Source organism: Collinsella aerofaciens (genome assembly GCF_040910325.1).
GTDB lineage: Bacteria > Actinomycetota > Coriobacteriia > Coriobacteriales > Coriobacteriaceae > Collinsella > Collinsella aerofaciens_BL.
Map to the genome: position 1 here is coordinate 1 of NZ_JBDGAV010000035.1, position 15,821 is coordinate 15,821.

The window sequence follows — 15,821 nt, forward strand, 5'->3', positions numbered from 1 at the left end:
CCGAGATCTACACTCTATGACTCGTCGGCAGCGCGGCTACCGGGGTTGCCAGCATTGACCACAATCTCGGCTGTCAAAATCTTGTCGAACAGGTCCGCGATCTCGGGATCATACTCGCTAAGCACACGACGTTCCAAGCGCAGGAACAGCGCCAGATTATCGCGCAGCTCCTCGGGGATCTCGATCTCGGCGAGACGCTCCCTGGACTCGGCATTCGAGCCGATTCGGTTAACGAGGCGGTTGACCACGGCAGCGACGCGCGCCGCGGCTTCGGGTACAGACTGGTTGCTTAGGTTCTCAGCCACGTTTCCTCCCATTCCTCCTTCTATGCACGTAACATGTGGTATTCATTATAGGCGCTTGAGAAATACTTTCGACACTGATTGCGCTTTACCACACAAAAGTATTTTCTGCATTGCAAGGGTTTTTGCCCCAAATGGTCGTATTTCTCGGTGGGCGGCATATGCAAGCGAGGGCATTCCGCATAAATGCGAAACACCCCCGTAACAATAGCTCGTCGCGAGCGGGACATGTTAGCGGGTCCGCAGCTCAAAAATCATGCGCTACAGACGCTCGCGAACCGCCTCGACGACGTTGGCCAGATCGACGAGAACCTCGTCATGGCTCTGCATGTCGCGCACCTTGACCTTGCCGGCGGCAAGCTCGTCGCCGCCCAGGACCAGGATGAGCTTGGCGCCTACCTTATCGGCCTGCTTAAACTGGGCCTTGAGCGAACGGCCCTGATAGTCGGCCTCGGTCACAATCCCTGCGGCGCGAAGCTGCTGCGTAATGGTAAAGACGTTCTGACGCAGCTCCTTGCCGGCATTGGCGACGTAGACGCACGGGACCTCCTCGGCACCCAGGTCGCTGCCAAAGGCCTGCAGGGCCAGCAGGGCGCGCTCAAAACCGACGGCGAAGCCGACGCCTGCCGTGGGCTTGCCGCCCTCGAGCTCGACGAGACCATCGTAGCGGCCGCCGCCGCCGATGGAGCCGACGCCGGCGCCAGGGGCCTCGACCTCAAAGACAGTACGGGTGTAGTAGTCCAGGCCGCGCACCAAGGTGGGATCCTCGACATACTCGATACCGGCGGCATCCAGATAGCGCTTGACTTGCTCGTAGTGCTCGCGGCACTCATCGCACAGGTTGTCACCCATCAGCGGAGCCTCGGCCATGATCTCGCGGCAGTGGTCGTTCTTGCAGTCAAAGGCACGCAGCGGGTTGAGCTCGGCGCGCTCGCGGCACTCATCGCACATCTCGTCTGCGTGATCGAGGATAAACTGCTTGACTTGCTCGCGGTAAGCCGGACGGCACTGAGCGTCGCCCATCGAGTTAATGAGCAGACGAAGCTTGGAAAGATCGAAGCCCAGGCGCTTGTAAAACTCCATGAGCATGATGATGCACTCGGCATCTGCCGCCGGATCGGGAGCGCCGAGCCACTCGATGCCCACCTGGTGGAACTGGCGCAGGCGTCCCTTCTGGGGGCGCTCGCCACGGAACATGGCCTCGGCGTAATAGGCCTTAAACGGCGTAGAGCCCTGGGGCACCAGGTTGTTCTCGACGACAGCGCGCACCACGCCGGCCGTGCCCTCGGGGCGAAGCGCCAGGCGCTGCTTGGGCTTGAGTTTGGTGTCGGTGCCCTCGGTAAAGACGCGCTCCAGGTTGGCACCGCTGAACACGCGGAACATTTCCTTGCGCACGACGTCGGTCGACTGGCCGATACCGTGGACAAACACGTCCACTTGCTCGATCGCGGGCGTCTCGATGGGTTTAAAACCAAACGGCTCGAACACGCCGGCCGCAATCTGCTGCATCTTTTGCCAGGCGCGCATCTCGGCGCCGATAAGGTCGCGGGTTCCCTCCGCCTTCTGTGCCTGCATGGGCAAACACCTTTCTTTTGTATCGCGTCATAGGTAACGGTCATTATACGGCACAAATACAAACAGCGGCGGCGCGTCTGACCGAACGAGGGTATGGGGACTCGTTCGACCAGACGCGCCGCCGCTGTTTGTGATCCCTTTTCCTCCGTCCCCTTCGGATCACGTGATCCCTTGGGGACGGAGGAATAGGGATCATTTCGTAGGCCCGTGGCCGCCTTGGAAACCGAATGATGGTACGAGCATCCATTCGGCTTCCAAGGCGGCCACGGACAGAACGGGACGAACAGAAAAGAGCGACGGACGCCTACTCCCCCGCCACGCTCGCGCGCAGCTTGGCGGCGATGGGCTCGGATACCAGCAGGAACACGAGCATGACCACGGAGCACGCCAAGCACACGATCCAGGTGCTCGCAAAGGAGCCCGAGACGGCAAAGAGCACATAGACCTGCCAAAGCTCACCCACAAAGCTCATGCCCGCGAGCACCGCCGAGGTGGCGATAACGGTTAGGGAGCCCAAAACGCGACCGCTTACTTTATCGGCAACATGGCCAATGGCAAGCGATCCGATAACGCTCACCACGGTAGAGATTGCATTGGAGACGTTGTACTGCGCAAGGGAAATACCCAGGTCGCTGACGATCAGCGGCTGGAACAGGCTCATGCAATTGACAAAAATCGTGTAACACGTGGCCATGATCACGAAGCCGGAGGCCACCACGAGCCAGCCGGGGAAGAACTTACGCTGCTGGGGCATACTGCTCCTTTTAGACAAACGAATAGCCTGCGCCGGGCGCCGGTAGTGCCCAAGATTGCCTTGAAAGACAAGGGCATAGGCCTTACGGCCATGCCCGCAGGCTTGAAAGGCAAGGTTGGATGCTACCGGTGGTCGGCGATATAGCCCAAAGCGACGGCGGTATAGGCCGCGGCACCGAGCGGCAGCTCGGCATCGTTAAAACGTGCCTTGGGATGGTGCTGGGCAAAGTGTTCGTCCGTGTCGGTTACGGCCGCGCCCACGGTAAAGTACGCACTCGGAATCTCGCTCGAGATAAGCGCGAAGTCCTCACTCGCCATGGCATGGAAAAGCGGCAAGAAAGCCGCCTTGGGCAGCACTGCGCCCACGTAGCCAAGCGACGCCTGAGTCATATCACTGTCGAGTACAAGCGGCGGAACATCCGAAAGTGTCTCGATGGTCGCCGGCGTACGATAGGTCGTGGCAACGCCGTTAACGACCTCCGCGATGCGGGTCTTTAGGTGAGCCATGAGCTCAACATCAAAGCCGCGCAGCGTTCCCTCGAGCACGCAGGTGTCGGGGATGACGTTGGCCGCCAAGCCACCGGCGAACTTGCCAACGGTAAGCGCGACCTCCTTGGCCGCCGGCACCTCGCGGGAGATGAGCTCCTGGAGCGCCAGATGCACATGCACGCCCGCTGTGATGGGGTCGATGCAAATCTCGGGGCTCGAGCCATGGCCGCCCTTGCCCTGAAGCGTGATGCGAAAACCGTACACGCCCGAGAGCGCCGGGCTGCCGTAGAGCACCAGGCCAAGCGGCGACTGGCTGTTGACATGCATGGCAAAGGCCGCCTGAGGGCGCGGGTTCTCGAGCAAGCCGTCGGCGATGGCAGCGCGTGCTCCCTCAAAGGTCTCCTCGCCCGGCTGGAACAGCAACTTGACGGTAGCGTTGGCCTCCACAAGCTCGGCCTCGCGGGCCTTGAGCAAACGGGCCGCGCCGAGCAGCGCCGTCGCATGCATATCGTGGCCACAAGCGTGCATGCAGCCGTTGGTAGAGGCGAAAGGCTCGCCCGACTCTTCGGCAACGGGCAGGGCATCCATGTCGCCACGAAGCATGACGACCGTTCCGGCCTGCTCGTCCTTGCACGTGCCATTGCCCTGAGCGGCCGCGGCCGCACCGGCACCGATCAGGCCAACGACGCAGGAACCATCGACGAGCGTGGTATGGGGGATGTCCATCTCGTCCAGACGTGCCTGGATATAGGCAGACGTCTGCGGAAGATTGTTACCGAGCTCGGGCATCTGGTGTAGATCGTGGCGCCACGCAGCGAACTCGTCTGCAAAAGCCTGAGCTTCTGCGACAAGACCGTCGCCGATAGCGGTCTGCGCCGCTGTGGTGGCCTTGGGCGCTAGTTGCGGTTGAAAATCGGACAGAGCTGATGCCATAGATGCCCTCCAGTAACGTTTTTGCAGCACGCACTTTGATAGCGTAAAGTGCAAGGCACAACTGTAAGGGCATGACATAAAAAATGCCGCCTTGGAAGGGCGGCGCAACAAGTTGTTTACAATTGCGGGCGAGATTTTCGGCGCAAGAAATCGAAATGCGTCTCGCTCAAGATAATCGACAAGAAGATGAGCGCGAAGCCGGCGAGCAGGCGCGAGGTGAGCGCCTCCCCCATCAGCAGCACCGAGAACAGCACACCCGAAGGCGACTCCATCGAAAGGAGCAGCGAGCCCGTCGAGGCCGGGACATGCGCCAGGCCGACGTTTTGGATGAGCAGAGCCACACATGTGCAGCCCACCGAGAGAAACGCCATCACACTGATAAAGCTCGGCGTCCAAACGGACAGCGGCGCTTGGGTCTCGAATAGCAGCGACGAGATCAGGCTCAGCACGCCGTTGCCCACAAACATCCAAAACGTGATGACGTTGATGTCCATCTTGCGGCCATACTTGGCGGTCACCGCCATCTGGATGGCAAAGAAGACCGCACCGCCCAGTGTGATGACATCGCCGACATTGAACTCGACGCTATCGAGCGCCACCAGACCAATGCCCGCCAGGCACAGCAACGCGGCGCCCAAGTTGTAACGGGTAAGCTTTTCGCCGCTTAGAACGTAGCTCGCAAACGGAACCAAGATGCAGTACGTGCCCGTCAAAAATGCACTCTTGCCTGCCGTGGTCTGTGCCAGGCCGATCGTCTGCAAACCGTACGCGCCCCACATAAGTGCGCCCATACCAAGTCCAACAATCAGGTTTCGAGCGTTGAAATGGGCAATGATGCGCTTGTGGAAGATGACAAGCATGACCAACGACGCCGGAAGAAAACGAATGTAGAGCAGCTCGAACACCGGAACGGTATCGAGCGCATCCTTCATGGTGGTGAAGGAATAGCCCCAGATGACCGCTATCGAAAGCAGCAAGACCTTCCAGAACAGCGGCGAGCGTGCGCCGGCGCCGCGGGAGGTGCCGCCGGCGCCCAGGTCCTCCCGTGCGACAGGGCTATCGGGCATGTTTTCGATTTCGTTGGCAGCGTATTGGGCCATGGAACATCCTCACACTCAATCTTGGCGTGGTGTCCGCACGCGTATGGCTGCGTGCCGCCTCATGGTCAAATAAAAACGGGGCGCACCGGACCCCCGGCACGCCCCGCTACTGTAGCAACAACCGGCGTTGCATCGCAATCCAGCATAATAAAGTGTAAAACTGGAAGGCCTCGATGTTCTGACAGCGTTTACGTGTCTGAACTAAATCAATTTGGTTGACTCCAGTTTTTCGATGATCCAGTCGTTGGCTTTGATGACCGGACGGCGGAAGACGACGCCCAGGGCCAGCGACGGAATCAGATAGCTCGCCAGAATGCCCAGCTCAACCCAGTACTCCATATGGTAGGCGCCAGCCATGGCGGCATGCATGGCGTTAATGCCATGGGTAAACGGCAGGAACGGATAGATCGCCTGGAACACAGGGCCGGTCATCTCGATGGGGAACGTACCGCCCGAACCGCCGACCTGCATGACCAGCAGCACAACGGCCAAAGCCTTGCCGATATCGCCAAACGACACCGTAAGCGTGTAGACGATATTGGAGAACACGAGACTCGCGACCCAGCCCGCCAGCACAAACTGCAGCGGGTTGTCGCACTGGATGCCAAAGAACAGGATGTCGCCCGCGCACACGAGCGTTGCCTGCAGCAGAGCCAAACCGCCAAAGAACAAGTAACGACCCAGGTAGATCTCGTGTAGGCGTACGGGGATGAGCTCGTTGATAAGCTCATCGTCAACCGACACCTTCATCATGGCCGCCAGCACGATCGAGCCGACCCAGAGCGACAGAATCGTGTAGAACGGCGCCATGGCCGAGCCGTAGTTGCGGATCGGATAGACCGGTTTGCGATCGAGCGCGACGGGACCGGAAAGCGACACGGCCAAACCCTCGGGATCGTTGCCAATCATCGTCTTGATCGTGGCAAGGTCGTCCGACATCAGGGCGCCATCGAGCTCATCCTTAAACGCACTGATCTTATCGGACGCTTCACCTAGCTGATCGGAAGCCTTGTTGACCAGCTTGGCGGCCTTGGAGAGGCCCTTCGCCAACGAGCCGGATGCGTCGGTCAGGCCGCCTACGGCGCTATCCAGGTCGCCCGAGATGCCATCAAGCGAGTCCAGAATGCCCGAAACCGTCTTCTTGAGCTCCTTGGCCTTAACCGAGAACGTGGAATCGTAATCGGATTTGGCACCCGCGATGCCGGCCTTGGCATCAGCGATGGCCTGATCGACCTCGGCACGCAAGTTGTTGACCTCGGCCATGCTATCGGAGAGAGACTTCGCGGTAGCCGCCAGATCCTTGGCATTGTTGCGGTACTCAACGGCGATTCTGCCCAGCGACGTCGCGGCGGACTTGAGGCCGTCCTTCAAATTCTCATCGCTCACCTGGTCGGCAAGGCTGCGGAGCTGATCGGCCATCGCATCGATATCCTTGGCGCGCGCATTGAGGGCCGCAGCGGCATCGTTGAGTTGGGACACCGTAAGGTCGACATGCTGGTTTGCGGTGTCGAACGCCTTCGCGAGCTCGGCAGACACATTGTCGAACGAACCCGCACTTCCATCGATTGCGGCATCGATGGCATCGTTTGCCGCCTTAAGCGCTTCTTTGGAATCATCGATGCCGCTTTTGGCATGTTCCATGAGCTGCTTTGTCGACTCATCGACGGCACCGGTCTGCTTGAGCATGCCGCTCGCCGACGTCAGCGAATCGGACGTGGAGCTCAAAATGCCCGCCAGCGACGAAGCATTTGCCTGAACGTCTCGCAGGTCCTCAATCGAATCGCCAAGCGTCGAGGACAGGTTGGCGATAAAGTTGCTGACCTGGTCGGTGCTCATGTAATCGAGCAGGCTGGACACCGTCTTAAGACCGATGCTCGTAATGGTCTCGGTAAAAGTTTCGTTAACCTGGCTCTGAACGGCACTCGAACCCTTCTCGGTCACGATCTGCGCAATGGCGTTGGCCTTCTGGTTCTCGTAAAACTCGATATCGGCGTGTTTCACGTCGGTCGAGAAAAGCGTCATCATGTCAGCGCTAAACGTTTTGGGGATAACGACGGCAGCATAGTACGCGCCCGACTTAACGCCCTCGATAGCCTTTTCGCGATTGTTGAGCACAACCCAATCGAAGCTCTCGTTGCCGCGTAGGGTGGCGGTCACGTTTTCGCCCACGTTAACCTCGACGGGGATCAAATCGCTCTCGTAACCCTCATCGGTGTTGACCACGGCGATCTTAAGATTGCCGGTGTTGCCGTACGGATCCCAGCTGCCGGCGATGTTAAACCACGCGTACAGACACGGTACGATAATGAGGCCCATCACGACAACCAAGCCGATCACGGAGCGAGACACGTTTTGGACATCGCGCTTAAACAGATGCAGGATGTTCTTCATTTATGCCTCACCTCCTTTGGAGTGCTTGCCAAGCGCGGTGGTGTCTCCATCATTTGTGGCTGTGCTGTCGCTGCCCTGAGATTTATGGTGCGAGCCGATATGCGGCAAGCGGCCCGTGGACTGATCGCCGCCCTTGGCACCACGCTCGCTGGCGTTGAGGCCAAACATGTGGCGGGCGGCAGGAATGGCGGCCGTGTGTTCGCGCATCTCGCGACGCAGGTCCTCATCCGAAAGCGCCGAGATGCGCATCTGGGTATTGAGGCTCGCTCGGATATATTCGATATTGATCAGCCAGCCGCAGATGGCAATAACCGAGATGATCCAAATGACAAGCAGGATGATCTTGCCGTTATTGTCGATATCGAGAACCGTCGACAGGACAAAGAGCAGGACCTGAACGCCCACCACGGCGGCAAAACCGCCCTTGATGTAGTACGGGTAGCGATGTTCAAAGGCGACCGCATGATCGAGCAGTTCGCGACGGTACGAATCGGAATCGAGCATGACGCGCATGGCCGTGCGCAGCGAGTAGCGCTGGCGCGGCAGGTCGTTGGACTCGCAAATCATCATACCGGTCGTGGAGAGCTGTTTATCAAAGAGCAGGTTAAGGTTGAGCAGCAGCGGACGCAGCTGCAGGCCGATAAAGAGCGCCACGATCAAGAACACGCCCAGAATGCACAGGTTAAACAGGTAGTTGAACGAATACATGCCGCCGACCGTCTCGCGCAGCAGATTGATGCCGTAGGTAAAGGGCAGCAGCGGGTGCAGCCACTGGAAGAAGCCTGGCATCATCTCGATGGGGTACATGCCCGACGAACCCGGGATCTGCACGATAACCAGAATGACGCCGATAGCCTTGCCGATATGCTTAAACGTGGTGGACAGCGCATAGATGATATTGACGTAGGTGAACGAGATGGCGATGCCGCCCAGCACGAACAGCAGCGGGCTGACGCACTGCACGCCGATCACCAGATCGCCTACCGTAACGATGATGGCCTGCAACGCGCCCAGGATCACCAGGAGCAACCAGCGGCCAAAGTAGCCCTGACGCGCGGTAAAGCTGCCGATGCCTTCGCGGTCGACCTCGAGCTTGTAGATGGCGATAAGCACGTAGCCGCCCACCCACAGCGCCAGATTGGTATAGAACGGGGCAATGCCCGAACCAAAGCTCTTGACCGGGTAAATTGACTTTGAGGTCAGCTCGACCGGAGATGCCATGAAGTCTGCAACATCATCGACGTCGACGCCCATCAGGCCGGCCAGCTCGCCCATGGACTCGGAGGTCTGTAGCGCCGCGATGTCGTTGGCGGCGGTTGCGAGCTTATCCTGGACCTTGGCAAGCGAGGCATCGGTCTGGGACAGCGTGGTCTTGGCCTGACCGAGCGTGGCGTTGAGTTGCGAAAGTGTACCGCGCGCACTTGCAATAGTAGGCGTGAGGCCAGACACGATTCCCGTCAGATCACCCGAGACGGCGGCAAACGAATCAAGTGCGCTCGAGACCTTCGGCAGCGCGTTTTGACCCAAGTCCGTCTGAGCCTGGCCAAGGTTGGTCGCACCGGTCTGAATTGCATTATTGATAGCGTCGCTGGCACCCGAGACAGCCGCAGCGTCATTCGCCATGGCGCTCGACTGCGCAGACAGACCGTCCTTGATGCTCTGAAGCTTTTCATTCTGCTCGCGGAGCAAATCGATGATCGATACAATGCGCGCGTCAATTTCCTTGGAACCTGTCGACGTGTCATTGACGAGAATTTCCAAGTGCCCGATAACGGCCTTATTGTGGTCGATCGTCGCTTGGAGAGACTCAAGCGAGTTGTCGATACGGGTAGTCGTAGATGCGACCGTGCCCGTCAGCTTGCCAATCGCAGCGTTTGCGGAGACTGACGTCTTGGTGAGCGCAAGGCTGCCTTCCGAGAGCGCCTTGGAGAGCGAGGCGACAGAGTTGCCCGCCGTGGCGCGAGCCTCGCCCAGCAGGTCATTGCCCTGGGAGATCGCCTGCGTCAGCGACGGCGCCTGACCCTGCAGACCGGCAAGTGCCGCATCTGCCGAGGCAATGGAACCACTCGTCTTATCGATGGCGGCATTCATGTCGCCAATCGAATCACGCACTTCGCCCAACGTATCGGAAGCCTCTGATACCGAACCGGCCAACGAATCCTGAGTCTGGGTTGCCTTGTCCTTTAAATCGACTCCGGCATCCTTGGCAATACTGGCAACGGTCTCGCCCACCGTGGAGACAAATTCCGAGTTGATCTGCTCCTCGATGGTGTTTGCACCGGTGTCGGTAACCTTGGGCGCAATAGCGCTCTTCTTCTCATTGACGTAGTACGTAAGCTTGGGCTGATGGTAGTTGCCGTCGAGCATCGAAACCAGGTTATCCGAGAAGTTCTTGGGGACTACGATGGCCGCATAGTACTCACCGCTCTCGACGCCCTCTTTGGCATCGGCCGCAGAATCGACGAAGGTCCAGCCCAGCTGATCGTTCTCCTTGAGCTGATCGACGACCTGATCGCCCGCGTTGAGCTCGCCCACCAGGTCGTTTTGGGTGCCCCGATCGTTGTTGGCGATGGCAATCTTGATGCCCTGGGTGTTTCCGTACGGATCCCAGTTGGCCACGATGTTGTACCAGGCATACAGCGAGGGAATAACGCACACGCCAAGGGTAACCACCCAGGCGACGGGGTTCACAAGCAGTCGCTTAATGTCGCGCTTAAATATCGCAAAGGAGACCTTTGCATTGGATAGTTTGCTGCCGAGACTCACGCTTGGACCATCCATCCTGTCGTTGAATCGAATCGTACTATCGATAACCATTGTACGTAAGCGCTTTAGCGTCTCAGAGCACAATGGTATTGAGTTTTGCGGGTAGCAATATACTACGAAGACGAATTAACGTACAGTTGTACAGTATCTTTAATTTCAGCAGGTCACAAAACCACAACCCGCACAAATTAGCAATTCAAATAGTCATCGGGGACGTTCTTAAACGACTGGTCAAACAAGAACGCCCCCAACGACTAGTTTGGACCACGGTAACATCGATGTTTTAGCAATGCCAGCGAGCGGGCGCCAGAGCGAACAAATTGGCATGAAAAGAGGACGGCATAGACCTTCTGGTCATGCCGTCCTCTTTGAATGACAAGTTGTCGCTCTGGCGCCCGCGCAGCGTCGACTGGTCCGCCGTTCGTTAGAACGGCGGAACTGAGGGCAGCGTCGAGCCGTTACGCGGTTTGGTAAAACCGCGTAACTACCTAACTACATCAAGTTGCAAACAGCCGCCGCGAAGGCTACGGGATCCTCGGGGAGGATGCCCTCGACCAGCAGGGCCTGGTCATAGAGCAAACCGGAGTACTGCTTGATCTTGTCGGCGTCGCCTGCCTTCTGGGCAGCGACAAGCTTGTCAAAGACCGGGTGCTTGGCGTTGAGCTCGAGCACGCGCTGGCTCTTGGGCATGCCGTCGGGCGCGCCCTCGGGTCCCTTCTGGAGTACCTTCTCCATCTCAAGCGAAAGCGGACCCTCGGTGGTGATGCAAGCGGGGGCATCGGTCAGGCGCGCGGAGACGGCAACTTTCTCGACCTTGTCACCGAGCGCCTCCTTCATAGCGCTAAAGAGGTCCTCGTTCTCCTTGGTGGCGTCCTCGGCCTCCTTCTTCTCATCCTCGGTCGCCAGGTCAAGATCACCGGTCGCGACGTTCTTGAGCTCCAGATGACGATCCTCGACCTCGGGCTCGGCACCGTCGGCCACAGCCTTTTCGGCAGCCTCGCGAGCTGCGTCGTCCTCATAGATCTTGGGCATATCGGCGGCAACGTACTCACGCATAGCCTGGAACGTGAACTCATCCACATCCTGCGTCAGCAGCAGCACGTCATAGCCGCGGTCGAGCACGCCCTTTACCACGGGCATCTTGGCCAAGCGCTCACGCGAGTCGCCGGCGGCGTAGTAGATGGCCTTCTGATCCTCAGGCATGCCCTTGGCATACTCGGCCAGGGTAATCATCTTCTGTTCCTTGGCAGACCAGAACAGCAACAGGTCGGCGAGCTCATCGGCCTTCATGCCATAGCTCGAGTAGATGCCGTACTTAAGGCCGCGGCCAAAGTTCTCAAAGAACTTCTCGTAGGCCTCGCGGTCGTTGTCACGCATATCCTCAAGGTCAGCGGTGATCTTCTTTTCCACACGCTTGGCGATGGCCTTGAGCTGACGGTTCTGCTGCAGCGTCTCACGCGAGATGTTGAGCGACACGTCGGCGGAATCCACGACACCGCGGACAAAGTTGTAGTAGTCGGGCAGCAGATCGTCGCACTTCTCCATGATCAGGACATTGGAGCTGTAGAGCGCCAGACCCTTCTCGTAATCCTTGCTGTACAGATCGAACGGCGCGCGGCCCGGCACAAACAGCAGGGCGTCATACTCGAGCGTGCCCTCGGCATGGAAGCTGATGGTGCGCGCAGGATCGTCAAAGTCGTGGAACGTGGACTTGTAGAACTCGTCGTAGTCCTTCTGCTCGACATCGGAGCTGCGCTTTTTCCAGATCGGCGTCATGGAGTTGACGGTCTCGAGCTCCTGGTAGTCCTCGTACTCGGGCGTGTAGTCATCGCCAGCATCCTCGGGCTTGGGCTTCTGGCGGCTCTTGGACACCATCATCTGGATCGGGTAACGCACATAGTTACTGTACTGCTGAATTAGGCTCTTGAGGCCCCACTCGGTCAGGAAGCGATCGTAGGTCTCGGCCTCGCCGTCGGCATCGAGCTTCTCGTTCTCGCGCAGCGTCAGGATGACATCGGTACCGTGCTCGGCACGCTCGCCGTCCTCGATGGTGTAGCCCTCAAGACCGTCGGATTCCCACACATGGGCGACATCCTCGCCGTAGGCGCGGCTGACGACCTTCACATGGCTGGCGACCATAAAAGCCGAGTAGAAGCCCACGCCAAACTGGCCGATGATGTCGACATCCGAACCCTGCTGCTCGGCGTTCTCGGTCTTAAACTCCTCGGAGCCGGAATGGGCGATGGTGCCCAGATTGCGCTCGAGCTCCTCGGCGGTCATGCCAATGCCGTTATCCGAGATGGTAATGGTGCGGGCGTCTTTATCAAAGGAAACGCGAATAGCCAGGTCGCCCTGGTCGATCTTGACGCTCGGATCCTGCAGGCTCTTAAAGTTGAGCTTGTCGACGGCGTCGCTCGCGTTAGAGATAAGCTCGCGCAGGAAGATTTCCTTATTGGTGTAGATGGAGTTGATCATGAGGTCGAGCAGTTTTTTGCTCTCGGTCTTAAATTGACGCATGTGCAGTCCTTTCGCGCTACCCCCGTCCGCAAAAACGGCCCGGTCGCCCGAGCCGAATCGCAGACCTGCTATGTTCAGACTTAGATTTTATAACCCATTAGCGCGCATATATACATACGGAATCGAAAAACTGTATGTCTAAGCGCTCCGATGCGCCAATTGCCAAGGAGCGTCCCCAACTGCCGGCAGAAAAGGAACGTCCCTATCTGCCATCTACGCGCTTGGCCATCCAGACATGGGGCTGGCCCTCGTCTTCGTAATCTACCGGGGCAATTTGCGTGTAGCCCGCCTTTGCATAGAGCGGCAACACGTATTCCTGCGCATGCAGCTTAATAAGCTTAGCGCCGGCATCGCGTGCACACGAAGCACTGGCCTCGACGATCGCACTCGCCAGTCCGCGACGACGCATAGCCGGCAGCACGGCGACGCGCCCCATAATATAGGTCTCCCCCGCCGCAACGCCTTCGTCCAAGTCGCACGCCGGCGAAACCGGAGCCTCTGCATCTGCCGCGCGCTCCAGTTCCTCGGGAAACACGCGCGAGCAACCGGCAAGCTCGCCGTCTACATAGAGCGTCACATGAATGCAGTTTGGATCCTCGTCGATAGCGTCGAACTCATTCTCGTAGCCTTGCTCGTCCATAAAAACGACGCGGCGCACCAACGCCGCGTCATCAAAGCATCCCGTCTTAAGTTGGATATCCATGGCTGCCCTTTCATTCAATGCGAACGTTAGGGACAGATATTAGCGAAAATGAGCTCCGCGCACGCTAAACTTCGCGCGAGCCTTCGCCAGGCAATCGTAATGACCCACGTTATGGGCATCGCTCGCGATGAAGCTGTACAGGTTCTGATCGAACAGGCGCTGTGCCGGCTTTTTCTCGCGACCAAAGCGACCGCCGGCAATAAAGTCCGCCGAAGCCTGCAGCTTGCAGCCCATATCGACCAGGCGCTCCGCCACGCTTACATCCTTTTGAACCGCACGATAGCGCTCAGGATGAGCGATGATCACCTGGTAGCCACGGCACTGCAAATCGTAAATCGTGTTCTCGTACTCTCTAAACGCATACGCATCGGCATGCGTCGAAAGCTCGAGAAGAAACTCGTTGGTCCCATCGAAATGCAAGTGCTCCGCGGCATCGATACCAAGCTCAACGAGCTTTCGATGGTTGACCTCGAAGCCCATCTGGAGCGGAAAACCGTCAGCGTTATCACGCAGCAGCTCAAAGGCATCCCACATCTTGTCGTAATCAAAATAGGGATCACGGCAGTGAGGAGTGCAAACAATTCTGGTTACACCAGCCCGCTTGGCAGCCTCGAGCATCGCCAAGCTCTCATCGAGATCGGCGGCGCCGTCGTCTACACCCGGCAAGATATGGCAATGAATGTCACGCATAGGTCAGCCTTAATCAACTAAACGTTTGCTCGGTTGGTGAAGATGCCCTTTTTGGAAGTCCCCTGATCGTCGGAGCCCTTCTTCACCTTCTTACCGTCCTTGGTGTAGTAGGAGTAGTAGTACTCGCTGGTCTCGGTCTCGCAGTAGTTCATAACGGTACCGATGAGCTTGACCTTTTCGGACTTCTTAAGCTGGCCGATAGCGTTGAGTGCCTCCTCGCGCTTGGTGAAGTCCTCGCGCACCACGAACAGCGTGCCGTCGGTCAGACTGGCGATCTCGGCAGCATCGATGAAGGTGCCGACCGGGGGAGCATCAAAGATGACGTACTGGAACTTGGCGGACAGTGCCTTTACCAGCTTGGCAAAGCGGTGAGAGACGATGATGTCGGCAGGATTGGGAATATGCGGCTCGGCATCGAGGAAGTAGAAGTTCTTCTGACCCGTCTCGACAATCGCCTGGTCAATAGAAACCTGCTCGGAAAGGACTGCATAGAGTCCGCCGCGGGAGCGGACGCCGAGCATATCGGCAAGGGACCTGCGACGCATATCAGCCTCGACCAGCAGGACGCTCTTGCCGCTGGTGGCGATAGCCTGGGCAAGGTTGATGGAAACCGTAGACTTGCCCTCGTTGGGAATCGAGGACGTAACGGTGATGGTGCGAATGGGGTCGTCCACGCTCGCAAAGCGGATGTTGGCCAGAAGGGTCTTGGCGGCATTCTGTACAACGAGCTTATCGGTGTTCTTTGCCTTAGCCATGCCTATTTACCACCTTTCATAGCCGGAATTCGGCCAACAACGGGAATGCCCAGGAGCTCTTCCGCCTCTTCGGCACCGCGGATGCGGGTATTGAGCATGTCTGCCAAAACGACATAGGCGACTGCGATAAAGATACCGGCGAGGAACGCGACGGCAATATACAGCGTGCGCTTGGGGCCGCTGGGGGCTTCGAGGGTCTTAGCCTCGTCGATAACGTTGATGCTCTGGACAGCGCCGACGTTCTGAGCGACCGTACTCACCGAGCTAGCTATGGCCTTTGCGACCTTAGCCGTCTCCTTGGCATCGGTGCCGGTAACCGAAAGCGTAATGACACGCGTGGTGGTCTCGGAGGAAACAGACACCTTGTAGTCATCCAGATCGGTGAGGCCCAGTTCCTTGGCGGCGCCGCTCTTAACGCTATCGCTATCCAGCAGCGTGGCGATATCGTTGGAAAGCATCTGGCTCGCCGAGAGATCGTTGTAGCTCATCTGGCCGCTATCGTCGGTCTTGGCGAGAATGTACATGCTCGTCGTCGCGGTATAGGTGTTGTCCATCGCGGCGAAGGACACGATGCCCATGGCGATCGCGCAGACCACCGGAAGGGTGATGACCAGCTTGAGGTGCTTCTTCAGCAGCTGGAACAGTTCGAGAAGGGTCATGCAGCTTGCCTTTCATTTCCCCAGTTCGGATTGACAAAACTGTCCGTATGTTATCGCATCTTTTTACCGAGACCAAACTCTATACATAAGAAACAGGCTCTCCTGTAAAAATCCTTGATTATCAACTTCATCCGAACACTTCCCACATTCATCCGCACATGTGCGGATGAATGTGGGAACCCGATACC

At 58.2% G+C, this 15,821-nt stretch carries 12 protein-coding genes; all 12 read right to left on the minus strand.

The window, feature by feature from the left end:
* Positions 1 to 14 precede the first annotated feature (14 nt).
* Entirely contained in the window at positions 15 to 305 is a 291-nt protein-coding gene (locus tag AB5Z25_RS09980) for a hypothetical protein (protein ID WP_368135468.1), read from the minus strand.
* Between the two features lie 258 nt (positions 306 to 563).
* Entirely contained in the window at positions 564 to 1,877 is a 1,314-nt protein-coding gene (gene hisS, locus AB5Z25_RS09985) for a histidine--tRNA ligase (protein WP_055285961.1), read from the minus strand.
* 304 nt (positions 1,878 to 2,181) lie between these two features.
* Positions 2,182 to 2,631, minus strand: a complete 450-nt coding sequence (locus AB5Z25_RS09990) for an MFS transporter (protein ID WP_368135469.1) — start codon at positions 2,629 to 2,631, stop codon at positions 2,182 to 2,184.
* A gap of 122 nt (positions 2,632 to 2,753) precedes the next feature.
* Entirely contained in the window at positions 2,754 to 4,052 is a 1,299-nt protein-coding gene (locus tag AB5Z25_RS09995; protein ID WP_368135470.1) for a M20 family metallopeptidase, read from the minus strand.
* Positions 4,053 to 4,168: 116 nt separating this feature from the next.
* Positions 4,169 to 5,152 (minus strand): DMT family transporter, encoded by a 984-nt coding sequence (locus AB5Z25_RS10000; protein ID WP_368135471.1) that lies wholly within the window; start codon positions 5,150 to 5,152, stop codon positions 4,169 to 4,171.
* Positions 5,153 to 5,353: 201 nt separating this feature from the next.
* Entirely contained in the window at positions 5,354 to 7,543 is a 2,190-nt protein-coding gene (locus AB5Z25_RS10005) for a YhgE/Pip family protein (protein ID WP_346978358.1), read from the minus strand.
* A complete protein-coding gene (locus AB5Z25_RS10010) occupies positions 7,544 to 10,309 on the minus strand; it encodes a YhgE/Pip domain-containing protein (RefSeq protein ID WP_368135472.1) in 2,766 nt (921 codons plus the stop codon).
* Positions 10,310 to 10,801: 492 nt separating this feature from the next.
* A complete protein-coding gene (gene htpG, locus AB5Z25_RS10015) occupies positions 10,802 to 12,826 on the minus strand; it encodes a molecular chaperone HtpG (RefSeq protein WP_195239565.1) in 2,025 nt (674 codons plus the stop codon).
* Between the two features lie 202 nt (positions 12,827 to 13,028).
* On the minus strand, positions 13,029 to 13,529 hold the full coding sequence (locus tag AB5Z25_RS10020) for a GNAT family N-acetyltransferase (protein ID WP_368135473.1): 501 nt from the start codon (positions 13,527 to 13,529) through the stop codon (positions 13,029 to 13,031).
* 39 nt (positions 13,530 to 13,568) lie between these two features.
* Entirely contained in the window at positions 13,569 to 14,219 is a 651-nt protein-coding gene (locus AB5Z25_RS10025; protein WP_022094060.1) for a tyrosine-protein phosphatase, read from the minus strand.
* Positions 14,220 to 14,236: 17 nt separating this feature from the next.
* Positions 14,237 to 14,974 (minus strand): CpsD/CapB family tyrosine-protein kinase, encoded by a 738-nt coding sequence (locus AB5Z25_RS10030; RefSeq protein WP_368135474.1) that lies wholly within the window; start codon positions 14,972 to 14,974, stop codon positions 14,237 to 14,239.
* A gap of 2 nt (positions 14,975 to 14,976) precedes the next feature.
* A complete protein-coding gene (locus tag AB5Z25_RS10035) occupies positions 14,977 to 15,633 on the minus strand; it encodes a YveK family protein (protein WP_368135475.1) in 657 nt (218 codons plus the stop codon).
* Between the last annotated feature and the right edge of the window lie 188 nt (positions 15,634 to 15,821).

Bases quoted from the DNA above. Each gene is read 5' to 3' on its own strand.
- htpG (WP_195239565.1), bottom strand. From the start codon at position 12,826: ATGCGTCAATTTAAGACCGAGAGCAAAAAACTGCTCGACCTCATGATC.
- AB5Z25_RS10005 (WP_346978358.1), bottom strand. From the start codon at position 7,543: ATGAAGAACATCCTGCATCTGTTTAAGCGCGATGTCCAAAACGTGTCT.
- AB5Z25_RS10020 (WP_368135473.1), bottom strand. From the start codon at position 13,529: ATGGATATCCAACTTAAGACGGGATGCTTTGATGACGCGGCGTTGGTG.
- AB5Z25_RS09995 (WP_368135470.1), bottom strand. From the start codon at position 4,052: ATGGCATCAGCTCTGTCCGATTTTCAACCGCAACTAGCGCCCAAGGCC.
- AB5Z25_RS10030 (WP_368135474.1), bottom strand. From the start codon at position 14,974: ATGGCTAAGGCAAAGAACACCGATAAGCTCGTTGTACAGAATGCCGCC.
- AB5Z25_RS10000 (WP_368135471.1), bottom strand. From the start codon at position 5,152: ATGGCCCAATACGCTGCCAACGAAATCGAAAACATGCCCGATAGCCCT.
- AB5Z25_RS10035 (WP_368135475.1), bottom strand. From the start codon at position 15,633: ATGACCCTTCTCGAACTGTTCCAGCTGCTGAAGAAGCACCTCAAGCTG.
- hisS (WP_055285961.1), bottom strand. From the start codon at position 1,877: ATGCAGGCACAGAAGGCGGAGGGAACCCGCGACCTTATCGGCGCCGAG.
- AB5Z25_RS09990 (WP_368135469.1), bottom strand. From the start codon at position 2,631: ATGCCCCAGCAGCGTAAGTTCTTCCCCGGCTGGCTCGTGGTGGCCTCC.
- AB5Z25_RS10025 (WP_022094060.1), bottom strand. From the start codon at position 14,219: ATGCGTGACATTCATTGCCATATCTTGCCGGGTGTAGACGACGGCGCC.